Source organism: Lysobacter soli (assembly GCF_003382285.1).
Lineage (GTDB): Bacteria > Pseudomonadota > Gammaproteobacteria > Xanthomonadales > Xanthomonadaceae > Lysobacter_J > Lysobacter_J soli.
Genome location: NZ_QTJR01000001.1, coordinates 719449 through 735162 on the forward strand (window position 1 = coordinate 719449; position 15714 = coordinate 735162).

Annotated in this window: 15 protein-coding genes; 3 read left to right on the forward strand and 12 right to left on the reverse strand. The window is 68.3% G+C overall.

The genetic code is table 11. The annotated features are described in order from the left end of the window. The first annotated feature begins 95 nt into the window (after positions 1-95). Positions 96-395, forward strand: coding sequence for a hypothetical protein (locus DX912_RS03110; RefSeq protein WP_115840959.1), 300 nt, complete (start codon positions 96-98; stop codon positions 393-395). 39 nt (positions 396-434) lie between these two features. Here DX912_RS03110 and DX912_RS03115 read toward each other — a convergent pair whose 3' ends face one another. Further along, the gene (locus DX912_RS03115; RefSeq protein ID WP_115840960.1) at positions 435-926 is read right to left on the reverse strand and encodes a transcriptional repressor; all 492 of its coding nucleotides are present in this window, start codon (positions 924-926) and stop codon (positions 435-437) included. Positions 927-955: 29 nt separating this feature from the next. Continuing rightward, positions 956-2362 (reverse strand): glutamate--tRNA ligase, encoded by a 1407-nt coding sequence (gltX, locus tag DX912_RS03120; protein WP_115840961.1) that lies wholly within the window; start codon positions 2360-2362, stop codon positions 956-958. Between the two features lie 90 nt (positions 2363-2452). Here gltX and lpxH point away from each other — a divergent pair, with 90 nt between their 5' ends. Next, complete coding sequence (lpxH, locus tag DX912_RS03125; RefSeq protein ID WP_115840962.1) at positions 2453-3193, forward strand: UDP-2,3-diacylglucosamine diphosphatase; 741 nt, start codon at positions 2453-2455, stop codon at positions 3191-3193. A gap of 205 nt (positions 3194-3398) precedes the next feature. Here lpxH and DX912_RS03130 read toward each other — a convergent pair whose 3' ends face one another. From DX912_RS03130 to DX912_RS03165, 8 genes are all read right to left on the reverse strand, one after another. After that, complete coding sequence (locus tag DX912_RS03130; protein WP_425477895.1) at positions 3399-4229, reverse strand: ferritin-like domain-containing protein; 831 nt, start codon at positions 4227-4229, stop codon at positions 3399-3401. Next, positions 4207-4563, reverse strand: coding sequence for a ribonuclease E inhibitor RraB (locus tag DX912_RS03135; protein WP_115840964.1), 357 nt, complete (start codon positions 4561-4563; stop codon positions 4207-4209). The genes DX912_RS03130 and DX912_RS03135 overlap by 23 nt, the downstream gene beginning before the upstream one ends. A gap of 1 nt (position 4564) precedes the next feature. Next, the gene (gene purF, locus DX912_RS03140) at positions 4565-6031 is read right to left on the reverse strand and encodes an amidophosphoribosyltransferase (RefSeq protein WP_115840965.1); all 1467 of its coding nucleotides are present in this window, start codon (positions 6029-6031) and stop codon (positions 4565-4567) included. A 67-nt stretch (positions 6032-6098) separates the two neighbouring features. Next, positions 6099-6674 (reverse strand): CvpA family protein, encoded by a 576-nt coding sequence (locus DX912_RS03145; protein WP_115840966.1) that lies wholly within the window; start codon positions 6672-6674, stop codon positions 6099-6101. A 25-nt stretch (positions 6675-6699) separates the two neighbouring features. Further along, positions 6700-7758 carry an SPOR domain-containing protein gene (locus tag DX912_RS03150; protein WP_115840967.1) on the reverse strand — a complete coding sequence of 353 codons (1059 nt, stop codon included), beginning with the start codon at positions 7756-7758 and terminating at the stop codon, positions 6700-6702. A gap of 81 nt (positions 7759-7839) precedes the next feature. Then, on the reverse strand, positions 7840-9144 hold the full coding sequence (gene folC / locus DX912_RS03155) for a bifunctional tetrahydrofolate synthase/dihydrofolate synthase (protein ID WP_115840968.1): 1305 nt from the start codon (positions 9142-9144) through the stop codon (positions 7840-7842). Positions 9145-9203: 59 nt separating this feature from the next. After that, complete coding sequence (locus DX912_RS03160; RefSeq protein WP_115840969.1) at positions 9204-9671, reverse strand: hypothetical protein; 468 nt, start codon at positions 9669-9671, stop codon at positions 9204-9206. A 26-nt stretch (positions 9672-9697) separates the two neighbouring features. Beyond that, on the reverse strand, positions 9698-10339 hold the full coding sequence (locus DX912_RS03165) for a histidine phosphatase family protein (RefSeq protein WP_115840970.1): 642 nt from the start codon (positions 10337-10339) through the stop codon (positions 9698-9700). A 143-nt stretch (positions 10340-10482) separates the two neighbouring features. Here DX912_RS03165 and DX912_RS03170 point away from each other — a divergent pair, with 143 nt between their 5' ends. Further along, on the forward strand, positions 10483-10881 hold the full coding sequence (locus DX912_RS03170; protein ID WP_115840971.1) for a DUF3224 domain-containing protein: 399 nt from the start codon (positions 10483-10485) through the stop codon (positions 10879-10881). A 213-nt stretch (positions 10882-11094) separates the two neighbouring features. Here the strand turns inward: DX912_RS03170 and DX912_RS03175 are convergent, their stop codons facing one another. Together DX912_RS03175 and DX912_RS03180 are read right to left on the reverse strand one after the other, a co-directional pair. Next, positions 11095-13191, reverse strand: a complete 2097-nt coding sequence (locus tag DX912_RS03175; RefSeq protein ID WP_181902686.1) for a S46 family peptidase — start codon at positions 13189-13191, stop codon at positions 11095-11097. Between the two features lie 227 nt (positions 13192-13418). Then, positions 13419-15584: a S46 family peptidase gene (locus DX912_RS03180; RefSeq protein ID WP_425477883.1), complete on the reverse strand. Its 2166-nt coding sequence runs from the start codon at positions 15582-15584 to the stop codon at positions 13419-13421. Positions 15585-15714 lie beyond the last annotated feature (130 nt).

A 15714-nucleotide genomic window follows, 5' to 3' on the forward strand; every position in this document is an offset into this window, starting at 1 on the left:
ATGCGATTTTTTCTCAGTCTTTCCGCGTTCTATCGACTGAGACTTTTTCGCAGAATGCGGCTGCGGCACTGTGCCGCGCTTCAGGGGATTCGAAGATGAGAGCCGTCATTTCGCTTTCCATCGCCGCGGCGTTGCTGGCCGCGGGCCAGTCCGCGCATGCGCAATCGACGACAGGTTTGCTGCGCTTCAAGGGCGCACTCGTTGGATCCACGGGCAGTCCGCGGCCGGGCTCCCGGGTCGCAGCAGGAGATGAAGCACCGCGCACCTCGACCGAGCAGACGCTCGACATTCCTGCATCCACGCGTGCGGAGCTGCTGGACTATTTCGTCGCCACGCGACGCGAAGCCGGAATCGAGGCGCGTGAACTGAAACTGTTCACGCGCACGTATCTCTAGGTTCGAAGCGCCGCGGCCAGGCCGTCGCGGCGCAGAGCATCAGGCCGCGTCGGCCCTGGCGCAGGCCGCGCAGACGCCGTGCACTTCCAGCGTCTGCGCCTGCGGGGTGAATCCGAGCTCGCGCGCGCGACGGTCGAGCGTGTCGACGATGCGCTCGTCCTCCAGCTCCGTCGCGGACTGGCAGCGGTCGCAGATGAGGAACGGCACGGCGTGCTGCGCGGAACCCGGATGATGGCAGCCGACGAAGGCGTTGATCGACGCGAGCTTGTGGATGAAGCCGTGTTCGAGCAGGAAATCCAGCGCGCGATACACCGTCGGCGGCGCCGCGGCGTCGTGCGTGGCCTTCATCTGGTCGAGCAGTTCGTACGCCTTTACCGGGCGGCCGGCGTCGGCGATCAGGCGCAGCGCGTGGGCGCGGATCGGCGTCAGGCGCAGGCCGCGCGCTTCGCACGCACGCTCGACCTCGAGCACGAAGGCGTCGCCATCGTGCACGTGGTGCGTCGGGTCGGTGCAGGCGTGGTCGTGGCTCATGGCGCGGCCCGTGTCGGGATACTCAGGATTTAGGCGCCGGCCGGCACTTTTGCAAGGGCCGCGTCGATGCGCGCCAGCGCCTCGGCCTGCCCCGCCAGGTACACGGTGTGCGAGATGTCCGGCGATACCTGCGTGCCGGTGATCGCCACGCGCATCGGCTGCGCCACCTTGCCCATGCCGATGCCCAGCGCCTCGGCGGTGGCGTGCAGCGCCTGCGAGACCGCATCGGCGCTCCACTGCGGCAGCGCGGCAAGGCGCTCGCGCGCATCGGCCAGCGGCGCACGGGCGGCGGCGGTCAGGTGCTTGGCGACCGCCGCGTCGTCGTACTGCGTGAGCGGGCCAAACCAGACGGCCGCGCGCTCGGCCATTTCCTTGAGCGTCTGCACGCGGTCGCGAAGCGCGATCACGATGTCGGCCGGCGCCGGGCCCTTCGCCGTGTCGAGGCCCTGCGCGTGCAGGTGCCATTCCAAGTGCTTGGCGACGTCGTTCGGATCGTCGTTCTTCAGGTATTGCTGGTTGAGCCAGCCGAGCTTCGCCGGATCCATGCGCGAGGCCTTGGCGTTCACGTCCTTCAGGTCGAACAGCTCGGTCATCTGCGCGATGGAGAAGATCTCCTGGTCGCCATGCGACCAGCCCAGGCGCACGAGGTAGTTCAGCAGCGCGTGCGGCAGGTAACCCATCTCGCGGTACTGCATGACGTCGGCCGCGCCGGTACGCTTGGAAAGCTTGGCGCCTTCCGGGTCCAGGATCATCGGCAGGTGCGCGAAATGCGGCACGGTGGCACCGAGCGCGCGGTAGATGTTGATCTGCCGCGGCGTGTTGTTGACGTGGTCGTCGCCGCGCACGACGTCGGTGATGCCCATGTCCAGGTCGTCGACGACCACGGCGAAGTTGTAGGTCGGGTAACCGTCGGAGCGGAAGATCACCAGGTCGTCCAGCTCGCTGTTGGCGAACTCGATCGTGCCCTTGACCTTGTCGTCCCAGCTCACCACGCCGTCGACGGGGTTCTTGAAACGGATCACGCGGTTGGGATCGTCGCGATAGCCTTCGTTGCGATCGCGGTACGCGCCGTTGTAGCGCGGCTTGTCGCCGGCGGCCATGGCCTTCTCGCGCATGGCTTCCAGCTCTTCCTTCGTCTCGTAGGCGTAGTACGCGGTGCCGGCGGCGACCATCTGCTCGGCGACCGCGCGGTAACGCTCCAGGCGCTGCGTCTGGTAAATCGGGCCTTCGTCGTAGGACAGCCCGAGCCACTCCATCGCCTGCAGGATCGCGTCGATGGCCGCCTGCGTGCTGCGTTCGCGATCGGTGTCCTCGATGCGCAGGACGAACTCGCCGTCGCGACGGCGCGCCTCCAGCCAGCAGTACAGCGCCGTGCGGGCGCCGCCGATGTGCAGGTAGCCGGTGGGACTGGGGGCGAAACGGGTGCGGCAGCTCATGCGGGCGACTCGGAACGGCGGAAACCGGCGATTTTACCGGAGCGGGCGCGATGCGGCCGGATCCGGCGCGCAAGGCCCTAGAATCCCCCCATGGCGACCCTTTTCATCTCCGACCTCCATCTCGACGCCGAGCGTCCCCGGATCACCGAACTGTTCGGCCAGTTCATCCGCGCCGAGGCGCGCCACGCGGACGCGCTGTACATCCTGGGCGACCTGTTCGAAGCGTGGGTGGGCGATGACGATCCGTCCGAAACGGGCGCGTTCGTGGCGAGCGAGCTGCACGCGCTGCACGCTTCGGGCGTGCCGGTGTACTTCATCCGCGGCAACCGCGATTTCCTGGTCGGCGAGGACTTCGCCCGTCGCGCCGGCATGCGCATCCTGCCCGATCCGTCGGTGGTGATGCTCTACGGCGAACCCACGTTGATCATGCACGGCGACACGCTGTGCACCGACGATGTGGCCTACCAGCAGTTCCGCGCGCAGACGCGCGATCCGAAGTGGCAGGCGCAGTTCCTCGCCCAGCCGCTGCCGGCGCGCATCGCGTTCGCACAGCAGGCCCGCGCGGCGAGCCGTGCGCACCAGAGCGGCCTGAAGCAGCAGGGCACGATGGAAACGATCACCGATGTGTCGCCGCAGACGGTGGACAGCACGTTCGGCCGCTACGGTATCGAGCGCATCGTGCACGGCCACACGCACCGCCCGGCCGTGCATGAACTCATGGTCGAAGGCCGCCCGTGCGAGCGCATCGTGCTTGGCGACTGGTACGACCACGGCTCGGTGCTGCGCGTGACGCGCAAGGGGTTCGAGTTGTGTGGGTTGTCGATGCCGTGAAGCCCCTCTCCCTGCGGGAGAGGGGTTGGGGTGAGGGGCAACGAAGCAGGAGCATCGAGCTTGCATTGCCGCACAGCACTGCGATGTTCGTGCAACAAGATCCGGACCAATGGATTCCAGCTTTCGCTCTGGAATGACGCGCGTCTGAACGTTTGACGGCCTAGGTCCCGGCTTTCGCCGGCATGACGGGTTGGTCAGCGGCTGCTTAACCCGCCAGCTTTTCCAGCGCCTCCAGCTCCTCCGGCCCGAATCCCGCCGCGCTGCGCGCCTCGTGGTTGAACGGGCCGTACAGCACGGCGCGTGCGTACTCGGCCAGCAGTTCGCGGAAGCGTGGCACGGGATCCACGCCGGCGCGCTCGCAATACCAGCGGTACCAGCGCGAACCGGCGGCCACGTGCGCCACTTCCTCGCGCAGGATGGTCTCCAGGATCGCGACCGTCGCTTCGTCGCCCATCGCGCGCAGCTTCACGATCATCCCAGGCGTGACATCGAGCCCGCGCGCTTCCAGCACGCGCGGCACCAGCGCCATGCGCGCGAGGCCGTCGTGCGCGGTCTTCTCGGCCATTTCCCACAGGCCGTTGTGCGCGTCGAAATCGCCGTAGTCATGGCCGAACTCGCGCAGGCGCGCGCGCAGCAGGTTGAAGTGCCGCGCCTCATCGTTCGCGACGCTTACCCAGTCGGCGTAGAACTCGCGCGGCATCCCGCGAAACCGGTACGCGGCGTCCCACGCCAGATCGATCGCGTTGAATTCGATGTGCGCGATCGCGTGGATGAACGCGGCGCGTCCCTCGTTGCTGCCGAAGCCGCGTCGCGGCAGGTCGCGTGGATGCACGAGCAGCGGACGTTCCGGACGTCCCGGCATGCGGATCGCTTCCGGCGCTGGCGCGTCGTCGGGAATCGTCAGTTCGCCGCGCGAAAACGCCTCGGCGGCAGCGAAGGTAGCCGCGATCTTCGCCTCCGGCGTGACTGCGTCGAGGCAGGCACGCGCGGCGTCGAACAGCGAAGCGGACACGTCAGTGCGCGGTCGTGGCCGGATCGCAGCCCCAGCCGTCCGGATAGCCGCGATATTGCGCCGCCAGTTCGGTCAGTTCGGCTTCCAGCGCGGTGATCGCCTTGTGCTCCGGCGCCATCACGCGCGTCGCCGTGACTTCCCAGATGCCGTCGTCGTCGTCGAAATCCGGACCTTCGACCGCGAGCTCCGGCCGCGCCGCTGCGGCGGCGAAGAAGTCCTGCGCGTCCGACTCTTCCGCGAAAACGTGGAAGAAGTCGATCGGCCGCGCGAGCGTCAGGTCGTCGCCGTCGTCGAGCATGCGACGCAGCACGTCGCCGTTCTCGTCGTCGGGAATCAGCGCCTTCTGCAGTTCGCGCACGTCACGCCCTCCGCGTCTTCTTCGCTTCGTCCGAACGCAGCTGCTGGATGCGCTCGAAATAACCCGGCTCGATGCCGGTGACGTATTCGCCGTTGAAGCACGACGAATCGAAGTCGTTGATGCGCTGCTTCGGGCCCGACACGGCTTCCTCCAGGTCCGACAGGTCCTGGTAGATCAGCCAGTCGGCGCCGAGGAGCTTCTCGACTTCCTCGTCCGTGCGGCCGTGCGCGACGAGCTCCTCGGCCGACGGCATGTCGATGCCGTACACGTTCGGATAGCGCACGGCGGGCGCGGCGGAGGCGAGATACACCTTGCGCGCACCGGCATCGCGCGCCATCTGCACGATCTGCTTCGACGTCGTGCCGCGCACGATGGAGTCGTCGACCAGCAGCACGACGCGGTTGCGGAATTCCAGCGGGATCGGATTGAGCTTGCGGCGCACGGACTTCGCGCGCTCGCCCTGCCCCGGCATGATGAAGGTGCGGCCGACGTAGCGGTTCTTGATGAACCCCTCGCGATACTTCACGCCGATGACGTTCGCGATTTCCAGCGCCGCATCGCGCGAGGTGTCGGGAATCGGAATGACAGTGTCGATGTCGTGGTCCGGACGCAGGCGCAGGATCTTCTCGCCGAGCTTCTGGCCCATGCGCATGCGCGCCTTGTGCACCGAGACCTCGTCCATCATCGAGTCCGGGCGCGCGAAGTACACGTATTCGAAGATGCACGGCGTGTGCTGGCGCGGTTCGGCGCACTGGCGCGTGAACAGCTCGCCGCGCGGCGTGACGACGATGCCTTCGCCCGGGCGCACGTCGCGCACGCGCTCGAAGCCGAGCAGATCCAGCGCGACGGATTCGGACGCGACGGCGTATTCGTCCTGCCCACCGCTGTTGCGCTTGCCCAGCACCAGCGGGCGGATGCCGTTGGGATCGCGGAACGCCACCAGCCCCAGGCCCAGCACGGTCGCCACCACCGCGAATCCGCCGACGCAGCGGCGGTTCACGCCCTCGATCGCGCGGAACGCGGCGTCGGGGGTCAGTGCCTTCTGCGTGTCGAGCTCATGCGCGAAGACGTTGAGCAGCACTTCCGAATCGGATTCGGTGTTGACGTTGCGGCGGTCCTGTTCGAACACCTCGTTGCGAAGCGCGTCGGTGTTGATCAGGTTGCCGTTGTGCGCGAGCGCGATGCCGAACGGCGAGTTCACGTAGAACGGCTGCGCTTCGTCGGAGCCTTCGCTGCCCGCGGTGGGATAGCGGCAATGCGCGATGCCGACGCGGCCTTCCAGCAGCGACATCGCGCCTTCGTCGAACACGTCGCTGACCAGGCCGTTGCCCTTGTGCACGCGCAGCTTGCTGCCGTTCGCCGTCGCGATACCGGCCGCGTCCTGGCCGCGATGCTGCAGCACCGTCAGGCCGTCGTAGAGCTGCGCCGCGACGTCGTTGTGGCCGACGATACCGAGAATGCCGCACATGGTGATGAGTCCTGCTGTGAAGTTGTGTGTTGCCGCGGGCGCAAGGCCCGCCTGATCGCGATGGCCGTCAGGCCTCGCTCACCGGTGCCGGCAGCGCCGGCGTGGCGTCCGGCGACGCCGGCGGAAGTTCCGGATGTTCCGTCGGCACGCGACCGTCGAGGTCGACGTGCTCGGCGGCCCACTCGGGCAACCACGCGCGCATCCACTGTGCGCCCGGCACGAACACCGGCACCACCTGCGAGCGCTGCCATTCCGGCTCGCGCGGCATTGCCGTCAATCCGGCCAGCAGCACCAGCACGCAGGCGACGAACGCACCGCGCGCCACGCCGAGCACCAGGCCGAGCATGCGATCGAGCCCGGACAGGCCGACCGACTGCACCAGCTTGCGCACCAGCCAGCCGACCAGGCCGACCACCACCAGCACGCCGATGAAGCACAGCGCGTAGCCGCCGAAGAGCTCGCCGGCGCCGATCTCACCATCGCCGGAGAGCATCAGGCCGACGTCGCCGCCGAAGTGGAACGCCGCCCACCCGGCCAGCAGCCAGGCGATCAGCGAAGCCAGCACGCCGACGAAGCCGCGCATCAGCCCGAACAGCGCCGATACCACGACCACCGCCAGCAGGACCCAGTCGATCGCGCCCATGCGCTAATCCAAGGCCCAGATGGGGTCAGGGATGCGGGCGGACAATGCCGCTCACGCCCAGTTTCGCTGCGACCTGCGCCTTCAGCTGGTCGGCTTGGTCGCGGCTGGCGACCGGACCGACGCGAACGCGGTTCAGGACGCCCTTGTCGGTGCGGACCTGTTCGACGAAGGCGCTGAAGCCGGCGCCGCGCGCGCGATCGCGCAGCTTGTCGGCCTCGGCCGCGCTGCCAAAGGCGCCCAGCTGCACCGCGAAGCCCGTGCCGGACGCGGCCGGGGCGCTGGTGCGGGTCGCAGGCTGCGGTGCGGGGGTCGCGGGCTTCTCGACGGGCTTTTCGACCTTGGCGACCGGCTTCTCGACCGGGGCGGCGGGTTTCGCCGCGGCCGGCTTGGCCGGTTCCGGCGAGAGCGGCGCGGCGGTGGCCGGAGCGGGGCGCGATTCGGCCAGCGGCACCGGGGCCGAGACGGACGAGCCCGGCGTCGGGGCCGGCTGCGAGGCACTGGCGACGGGCTCGGCCGATTCGGCGTCGAGCACGACGACCTTGGCGCCGACGTCGCTGCGCACGCGTGCGGACTGGAGGCGTGCGGCCTCGGCCTCGGCCTGCGTGGCGAACGGGCCGATGCGCACGCGGTGCAGCGTGCGGCCGTTGCCCGGCACGGGTTCCTGGTAGGCGATCAGCTGCGCGCCCTGCAGCGCCTTCACGACGCGATCGGCGTCGGCGGTGCTCGCGTAGCTGCCAAAGCTGACGGCGAAGTTGCCGCCGCCGGTCGCGGCCGGCATCGGGCCCTGTACGGACGCCGTCGGCGTGGTCGCGGTGGTGTCGACGGTCGGGAGCGTGTCGGCGTCGCCGCCGGACGCGGGGCCGGCGTTCATGCCGACCGCGCCGCCGCTGGGCGCCTGGCCAGGGCTCACGAGGGGAAGTTCGCGGGTTTCGAAGTCGCCTTCCGGCGCCTTGGGGAGTTCGAGCGGGACATTGGACGCCCCGCTTTCGGGGGCCGGCCCCTTGATCAGCATCGGCAGGAAGATCACCGCCAGTGCGATCAACACGACCGCACCGATGACGCGCTGTTTCAGGGCAGGTTCCATCGGTTCTCGTTTACCGCAGGCGGATCGCCGTGCGAATTATACCCTCGCGATCCGTCATGGCCGGTTCGATGCCGGTCACGTTCAGTCGCGGGCGAGCGACTCCAGCGCGCTCGCCGCGGTGTGGAACGAGCCGAACACCAGCACGCGGTCGCCCGCCTTCGCTTCCGCAAGGGCGGCCTGCAGCGCCTGTGCGACGTCCGCGTGCCGCGTGCCGTCCGCCGCTGCGGTGCCGGACAGACGCGCCGCGAGCGCGTCCACGTCCCCGCCGCGCGGGCCGGCCTCGAGCAGCCCGGCCAGGTGCCAGCGGTCGACCACCGCCGCCATCGCCTCGACCACGCCGACGGCGTCCTTGTCGGACAGCGCGGCGTAGACGGCGATCACGCGCCCACGCGCGGGCGAGGCGCGAATCCAGTCGGCGAGCGCGCGGGCCGCCTGTGGGTTGTGGCCGACGTCGACGACGATCTCCACGCCATCGCGTTCGAACCGCTGCAACCGGCCGCCGACACGCGCGTTCGCGATGCCTTCCGAATACGCCTGTCGCGGCAGCGGTCTGGGCAGTTCCTTCAGCGCACGCAGCGCGGCGATGGCGACTGCCGCGTTGCGCAGCTGCACCGGCGCGGCCAGCTGCGGCGCGGGCAGTTCCAGGCGCTTGCCGATCTCGCGCCATTGCCAGCGCGCGGGCAACGCGTTGCCGTCGGCGTCCAGCGACGACGGGAGAGCCTTGAAGAAGAAATCGTTCGAGATGCGCCACGTCGGCGCGCCGATGCGGTAGGCGTGACCGAGCACGCTCGAGGGCGGATCGTCGTCGCCCAGCACCAGCGGCTTCCATGCGCGCGCGATGCCGACCTTTTCCGCGCCGATCTGCTCGCGGTCGTCGCCGAGGTACTCCTGGTGGTCCAGGTCCACCGTGGTGATGATCGCGACGTCGGCATCGATCAGGTTCGTTGCGTCGAGGCGCCCGCCCAGGCCGACTTCCAGGATCGCCAGGTCGAGCCCCGCGCGCTCGAACAACCACAGCGCGGCGAGCGTGCCGTACTCGAAGTACGTCAGTTGCGTGTCGCCGCGCGCGGCTTCGATCGCCTCGAAAGCCTCGATCAGCGCGTCGTCGGACGCGTCGGCGCCGTCGATGCGAACGCGCTCGTTGTAGGACAGCAGGTGCGGCGATGTGTACGCGCCGACCTTCCAGCCGGCCGCGCGCGCGATCGACTCGATGAAGGCGACCGTCGAACCCTTGCCGTTCGTGCCGCCGACCGTGATCACCGCCCTGCCCGGCTTGCCCAGCCCCAGCGACTGCGCGACCACGCGGATGCGGTCGAGCCCCATGTCGATGGAGCGGGGGTGGATGCGTTCGATGTACTGGAGCCAGTCGGGGAGCGTGCGGGTCATCCGCGCATTATCGCGGTTGCCGCGCGGGCCGGGGTCTTTTCGAGCCCGCCGCTGAGGCGTCAGGCGTCCCGTTCGTACAACAGTGCGTCCGCGTGGTCGACGAAATGAGCGGCGAGGTATTCCAGGCGGTCCAGATCCACGCTGCAGGGATGCGCGAGCTCGCGATAGGCCGCGCTCGTTGCGTCGTGATCGCCCCCGGAGTCGCGCCACACGGTGAGAGCTCGACCCAGCGCCGCCGCCTCGCCGTCGAGCCCGACAGCTTCGTAGGCCTGGATGATGCGGCCCACTTCCGCTTCCCGATTTGAAAACGCGTGCCAGCCGCTGTATTGGCACTGCGCTTCCCAGTCGAACAGATGCGCGATCAGTCCATAGCCGCGCGGCAACTCATCCTCGGCCAGATCCGACTGCTGCAACTGCGCGGCAAGTTCCATGAAGGCGTCGATCCAGGTGCGATGGTCGTCATGTCGCCAGAATTCCAGCGGCAAACCGCGTGCGGTGCCGGGCGACCGCCCGACCGCTTCGAGCACCGGAACAATCGACGCTGGAAGACGCATCACAGCGCCCGGTGCACCGCTTCGCCGAAGAACGCCGTGTGGTGGCTGCAATCATTCAGGCGCACCACGTCGAGGTGGTCTACGTCGGGGCCTTCCAGCAGGTTGATGGTCGTGGGCGCCTGGCGGAACGTCCACAGCTTCGCGAACGGAATGCCAAGGACGTGGCACAGCAGCACGCGGTTCACCGCGTCGTGCGCGACGACCAGCAGCGTGTCGCTCGGGCCAAGGCCCTCGGCGGCGCGCGCGAAGGCGGGCCAGGCGCGGTCGAACACGTGCTGGAGCGATTCGCCTTCGGGCATCAGCACTTCGTGCGGCGTGTCGCGCCAGGCCTGCAGGCGCTCGGGATCGCGTTCGCGGATCTCGGTGGCGAGCAGGCCTTCCCACGTGCCGTGCGCGATTTCCATCAGGCCCGGATCGAGCGTGAGCGGGAGATCGCGATCGCCCAACGCGAATTCCGCCGTCTGCCGCGCACGACCCAGCGGCGAGGCCACGGCACGCGTGATCTGCACGTCGCGCAAGCGCTCGCCCAGCGCGCGCGCCTGCCCGATGCCGACGTCAGACAGCGGAATGTCTTCCTGCCCCTGGTAGCGGCCTTCGGCGTTCCAGGGCGTTTCGCCGTGACGTGCAAGCAGAATGCGCATGAGTTCGGATCCGTGAGGGCGGCCGACGGAGGCGTCGCGCCGAATGCGGCAGCCTAGCAAATGCGCCGTGGCGCACAACGGTTGCACTGGCAACCGCCGCGCGCCTGCGGGACGATGCGCGTTCTACTCATGGAGCGACGGCGATGGCACAGGTCAAGGGCGAGTTCGACGTGAAGCGCAACCCGGAAGGCGGGTTCGATCTGGGCGGCGGCGCGGTGGCCGGCCACTTCCGCTTCGACAAGCAGTTCCATGGTGCGCTGGATGCGACCGGCATCGTGCACATGCTCGCGGTCGGCACGCAGGTCGATGGCTCGGCGGCCTACGTGGCGGTGGAGCGCATCGACGGCACGCTCGACGGCCTGCGCGGCGCGTTCCTCACCCAACACAACGGCACGCTCGATCGCGGCGCACCGACCCTGTCGCTGACGGTGGTGCCGGACTCGGCCACGGGCGAGCTGGAAGGCCTGCGCGGACGGATGCAGATCGACATCGTCGAAGGCAAGCACTACTACACGTTCGATTACGAGATCGCCGAAGGGTGATTACGCTTTAGCGACAGACCGGCCGTCCCACTACACCGTCATCCCGGCGAAGGCCGGGACCCAGGCTCACGTAACCAGAGCAGAGCCAGACGGATTCAGCTTTCGCTGAAATGACGCCTTTTCCTCCTGAAGACAAGACAGCCTGGGTCCCGGCCTTCGCCGGGATGACTGCTTCTCATCGAACATTCGACTGGCTTGCGCCGTGTGCGAAGCCTACTTCCCCGCCTTCTCCGGCACGCCCATCTCGGCCAGCAGCTGCGGCGCCGGGAAGACCTCCTGCATGATCCAGCGCATGTAACGCTGATCGACCGCGATCATGCGCGTCATCGCCGGATCGAAGACCCAGTTGCTGCTCACGGACTCCCAGTTGCCGTCGAACGCGAGGCCGACGAGCTTGCCCTGCGCATCGAGCACGGGCGAGCCCGAGTTGCCACCGGTGATGTCCAGGTCCGAGAGGAAATTCACCGGAACCGTCTTGAGCTTGCGATCGGCCAGGCCGCCGTAGTTCTTCGCGGAGATCGCATCGAGCAGCACCTGTGGCGCATCGAACGGTTCCTTGCCTGTGGCCTTGGCCGCCACTTCCTCCAGACGCGTGAACGGCACCTGCTTCGTGCCATCGGTCTTCGTGTAGCCAGTCACATTGCCGAAGGTGATGCGCAGCGACGAATTGGCATCCGGATACACCGACTGGCCCTTGCTCTTCTTGTAGTCGGCGACAGCCTGCATATACACCGGTCGCGCGACGAGCGCATCGCCGGCGCGCGCCTTGCCTTCCTGCTCCAGCTGCAGGACGGTCGGCATGATCGCGACAGCGAACTGCACCGCCGGATCCTTGCTCTTCTCGAACGACGCCTTGTCGGTGTCCATCAGCGTGATGCGCTGCTGCGTGCTGCCGAGCCTGGTCTTGGCGAGCTTGTCGAGCGCGGCCTGGATGGCCTTCTCGTCGCTACCGCCGAGCCATTTGTCGAGTGCGGGCACGCGCTGCGAATCGGGAAGCTTGAGGTATTCGCGCAGCCAGTACGCCTGCAGTTCGCGATCCATCGCCGGCACGTAGCGACGTTCCATCTGGCGCATCGCGCCTTCGATGGTGGGGCGGTCGCGTTCCTGGTAACCCTGCTCGCGCTCGGCGTCGGGCTTGGCGCGCTCCAGCGCGAACCGGTACAGCTGCGTCGCCGCACCCAGCGTGCCGGTGCTGCGCAGCTGGCCGAAGACGAGGTCGCGTTCGCGATGCGTGCGCGCGGCCTCATCCAGCGCGACGAGTTTCCCGTGCGCCGCGATGGCCGCTTCGCCCTGCGGCCCCTGCTTGCGCAGCCATTCGAGCACCGCCGTTTCCTCGGCCTGCTTCTTCTCGGCCGCGCCGATGCGCTTGAAGCCTTCCAGCTGGCCGTCGTAGTTCTTCATCACGTTCTGCCAGCCACGGATCGTGCTGGCGTAACGCACGGCGATGTCGGGATTCTTGCCGCCTTCGCGCTGCACGAGCGCGACCAGCCGCTTGTAATGCTCGCCGATCGTGGGGTACGTCCAGGTCGCCGTCTCGTCGAATTCCTCGGCAAGCGCATACCGCGCGGTGCGGCCGGGGTAACCCGCGACCATCACGAAATCGCGTTCGCCCAGCGGCTTGTCGGCGATTTTCAGGTGATGCTTCGGCTGGTACGGCACGTTGTCGGGCGAGAACGCCGCGGGCTTTCCGTCCTTGCCGACGTACGCGCGATAGAACGCGAAGTCGCCGGTGTGGCGCGGCCACGTCCAGTTGTCCACTTCGCCGCCGTAATTGCCGATGCTGCCCGGCGGCGCGTAAACCAGGCGCACATCCTTGATTTCGAGATTGCGGAACAGACGGTAGCTGTTGCCGCCGGAGAAACTGTAAAGCCGGCAGCGGAAACCCGGCTCGCGTTCGCACGAGGCGACCAGTTGCTTCTCGATCTTCTCCAGCGCCTGCGTGCGGCCCAGTGCATCGGGCGCGAGATCGATCGCCGCGCGCACCTGTTTGGTCACGTCCTGGATCGTGTCCAGCGCATAGATGCGCGCGTTCGGACCGGCGGAGACTTCCTGCGCGGGCGTGGCGGCGTTGAAGCCGTCCCGCATCAGGTTCTTTTCAGGCGTGGAATTGAGCTGGATCGCGCCGTACGCACAGTGGTGGTTCGTGACGACCAGGCCCTGCGGCGACACGAAGCTCGCCGTGCAGCCACCGAGCGAGACCACGGCCGCCATCGGATCGCCGGTCAGGTTGGCCAACTGCGAGGGATTGAGCTTCAGCCCGGCCTTCTTCAGCGGGCCGGCGATCTCCGGCAGCTGCTGCGGCACCCACATGCCTTCGACGGCCTGCGCGACATTCGCCGCGAGCATCGCGCCCAACCCACTTCCGATCGCAACCGCCAGCCCCGCAAGACGCATGCGCCACTCCTTCGATGATCGAAGGCCGAGTCTAGCCCGCGCATGCGAAGCCGCACCATGCTGCGGTGCGGCGCGAATTGGCGGCCCGTGCATGAAGCCCATTCATGCCGGATCGGGCCGCCCGCATCGGCAAACTCCGTGCGTCACTCCGCCGGCAGGTTCATTTCCTTCAGCAGGTGCGGCGCCGGATACACCTTGGCCATCAGCCAACGCATGTAGCGCATGTCGACGTGGATCGCGCGCTTGAAGCGCGGATCGAACATCCAGCTGGCGCTCACCGCTTCCCAGTTGCTGTCGAAGTTCAGGGCGATGAGCTTGCCCTGCGCATCCAGCACCGGCGAGCCGGAATTGCCGCCGGTCGTGTCGAGGTTGGTGAGGATGTCGACCGTCTGCGTATCCAGGCTCGGTTCGGCGGTGGTGCCGAAATCGCCCTTCGCGATCGCGTCAAGCAGCGGCTTCGGTGCATCGAACGGCTCCTCGCCGGTGTGCTTCTCGACGATGCCCTGCACGGTGGTGAGCGGCCGGTAATGCACGCCGTCGCGCGGATCCATCGCGCTGATGCGGCCGTAGCTCACGCGCAGCGTCGAGTTCGCATCCGGATACACCGCGCGCCCCTGCGACTGGCGATACGCAATGAGCGCACGCATGTACGCCGGGCGCAGGCGCAGCAGTTCGCCGGCGCTGGCCTTGGCTTCGTCGTCGAGGCGCAACAACGCCGGCATGAGCGACGCAGCGGCCTGCAGCAGCGTGTCGTTCGATGCGGCGAGCGCGGAGCGATCGGCCTGCATCGCGGCAAGGCGATTGGCTTCCGTACCCAGCTGCGTGCCGGCGTACATCGCGTCGAGCTTCTGCTTCAGCTGCGCCGGCGTGGTGCCGAACACGGCGTCGAATTCCGGCACGTGCTGCGCGGCAGGCAACGCCTGGTATTGCGTCAGCAGTTCGGTGAGCAGCGCCTTCTCGACCTGCGGCGCGTAGCGACGCTGCGCCTGCTTCAACTGGCCGGTGATCAGCACTTCATCGCGCTGCTGGTACCCGGTTTCGCGCTGCGCATCGGGCTTGGTGCGCTCGTTCGCCAGGCGCTGCACGGTGATCGCGGCGCGCAGCAGCTGCGTCTGGGACTGGATCACGCCGATCAGCTGGTCACGTTCGCGCGTGGCGACGCCCGCGTCGAGCACCGCCTGCGCGGCGGCGATGTCGGCGCGCGTCGCGGCGGCATCGGGCTGCCTGTCGAGCCACGCGAACATCGACGTTTCATCCTCGCGGCGCACGCGCGTGGCGTTGCTGCGGCGCAAGCCGTCGAGTTCGCCCTGCGCGCGCTTGAGGTTGTTCTTCAGGCTGCGCACCTGCGAGGCGTAGGCGACCCGCGCGGTTTCGTCCTTCTCCGCAGTGCCTTCGATCACGTCGATCATCTTCTGGAACAGTGCCACGCGCGAAGGCAGCTGCCAGTCGATCTGGTTCGCGAATTCCGACGCCATGCGATGGCGGAACGTCACGCCGGGGTAGCCGGCGAGCATCGCGAAATCGCCTTCCTTCACGTTGCGCGTGGACACCTGCAGATGCGCCGGCGGCACGTACGGCACGTTGTCGGGCGAATAATCGGCCGGCTTGCCGTCCTTGCCGACGTAGGCGCGCAGCAGCGTGAAATCGCCGGCGTGGCGCGGCCAGACGAAGTTGTCGACCTCGCCACCGTAATTGCCGATGGCGTTGGGCGGCGCGTAGACGAGGCGCACGTCGCGCAGCTCGAGCTGGCGCACGAGGTAGAAGTCGGTGCCGTAGTACATGTTGGCGACGCTGCAGCGCGTGCCGGGCTCGCGTTCGCATTCGGCGACGGCGGCCTTCGTCGCGGCATCCACCGCGTCGAAATACGCACGGCCCTGCTTGCCCGCCGCGCCGGCGAGGATGCGATCGGTGATGCGGTCGAAGCCGGTCGTCACCAGCACGCGGTAGTCGGGATTCGCCGGAAGCTCCGCCGCGCGATCGGCGGCGATGTAGCCGTCCTGGATCAGGTCGCGGTCCGGCTTGGAGTTGTACTGGATCACGCCGAACGCGACGTGGTGGTTCGTCAGCACCAGGCCGTCCTTCGAGACGAACGCGCCGCTCGCCCCGCCCACCTTCACCACCGCGTTCATCGGCGGTTTCGCCAGTTCCGCCAGGTCACGCGCGTTGCCGCGGAAGCCCGCGGCCTTGAGCTGGCCGGCGATGTCGGGCAGCTGCGAGGGCATCCACATGCCTTCGTCGGCCTGGGCGGCGCTGTTCAGGCCCAGGGCCAGCGGGATCGAAACGGACAGGCTCAACAGACGGCGGCGCATGGTGGGATCGGGTTCTTCGCGGCTCGGGGAGGCGGCGACGATAGGCGAAGCCGGCGGCCTGCGGCAAACCCGCGGGACCGGTCAAGGTCCGGCCGCCGCGTATAATTCGCCCCTCTTTACCGCCAGTCCG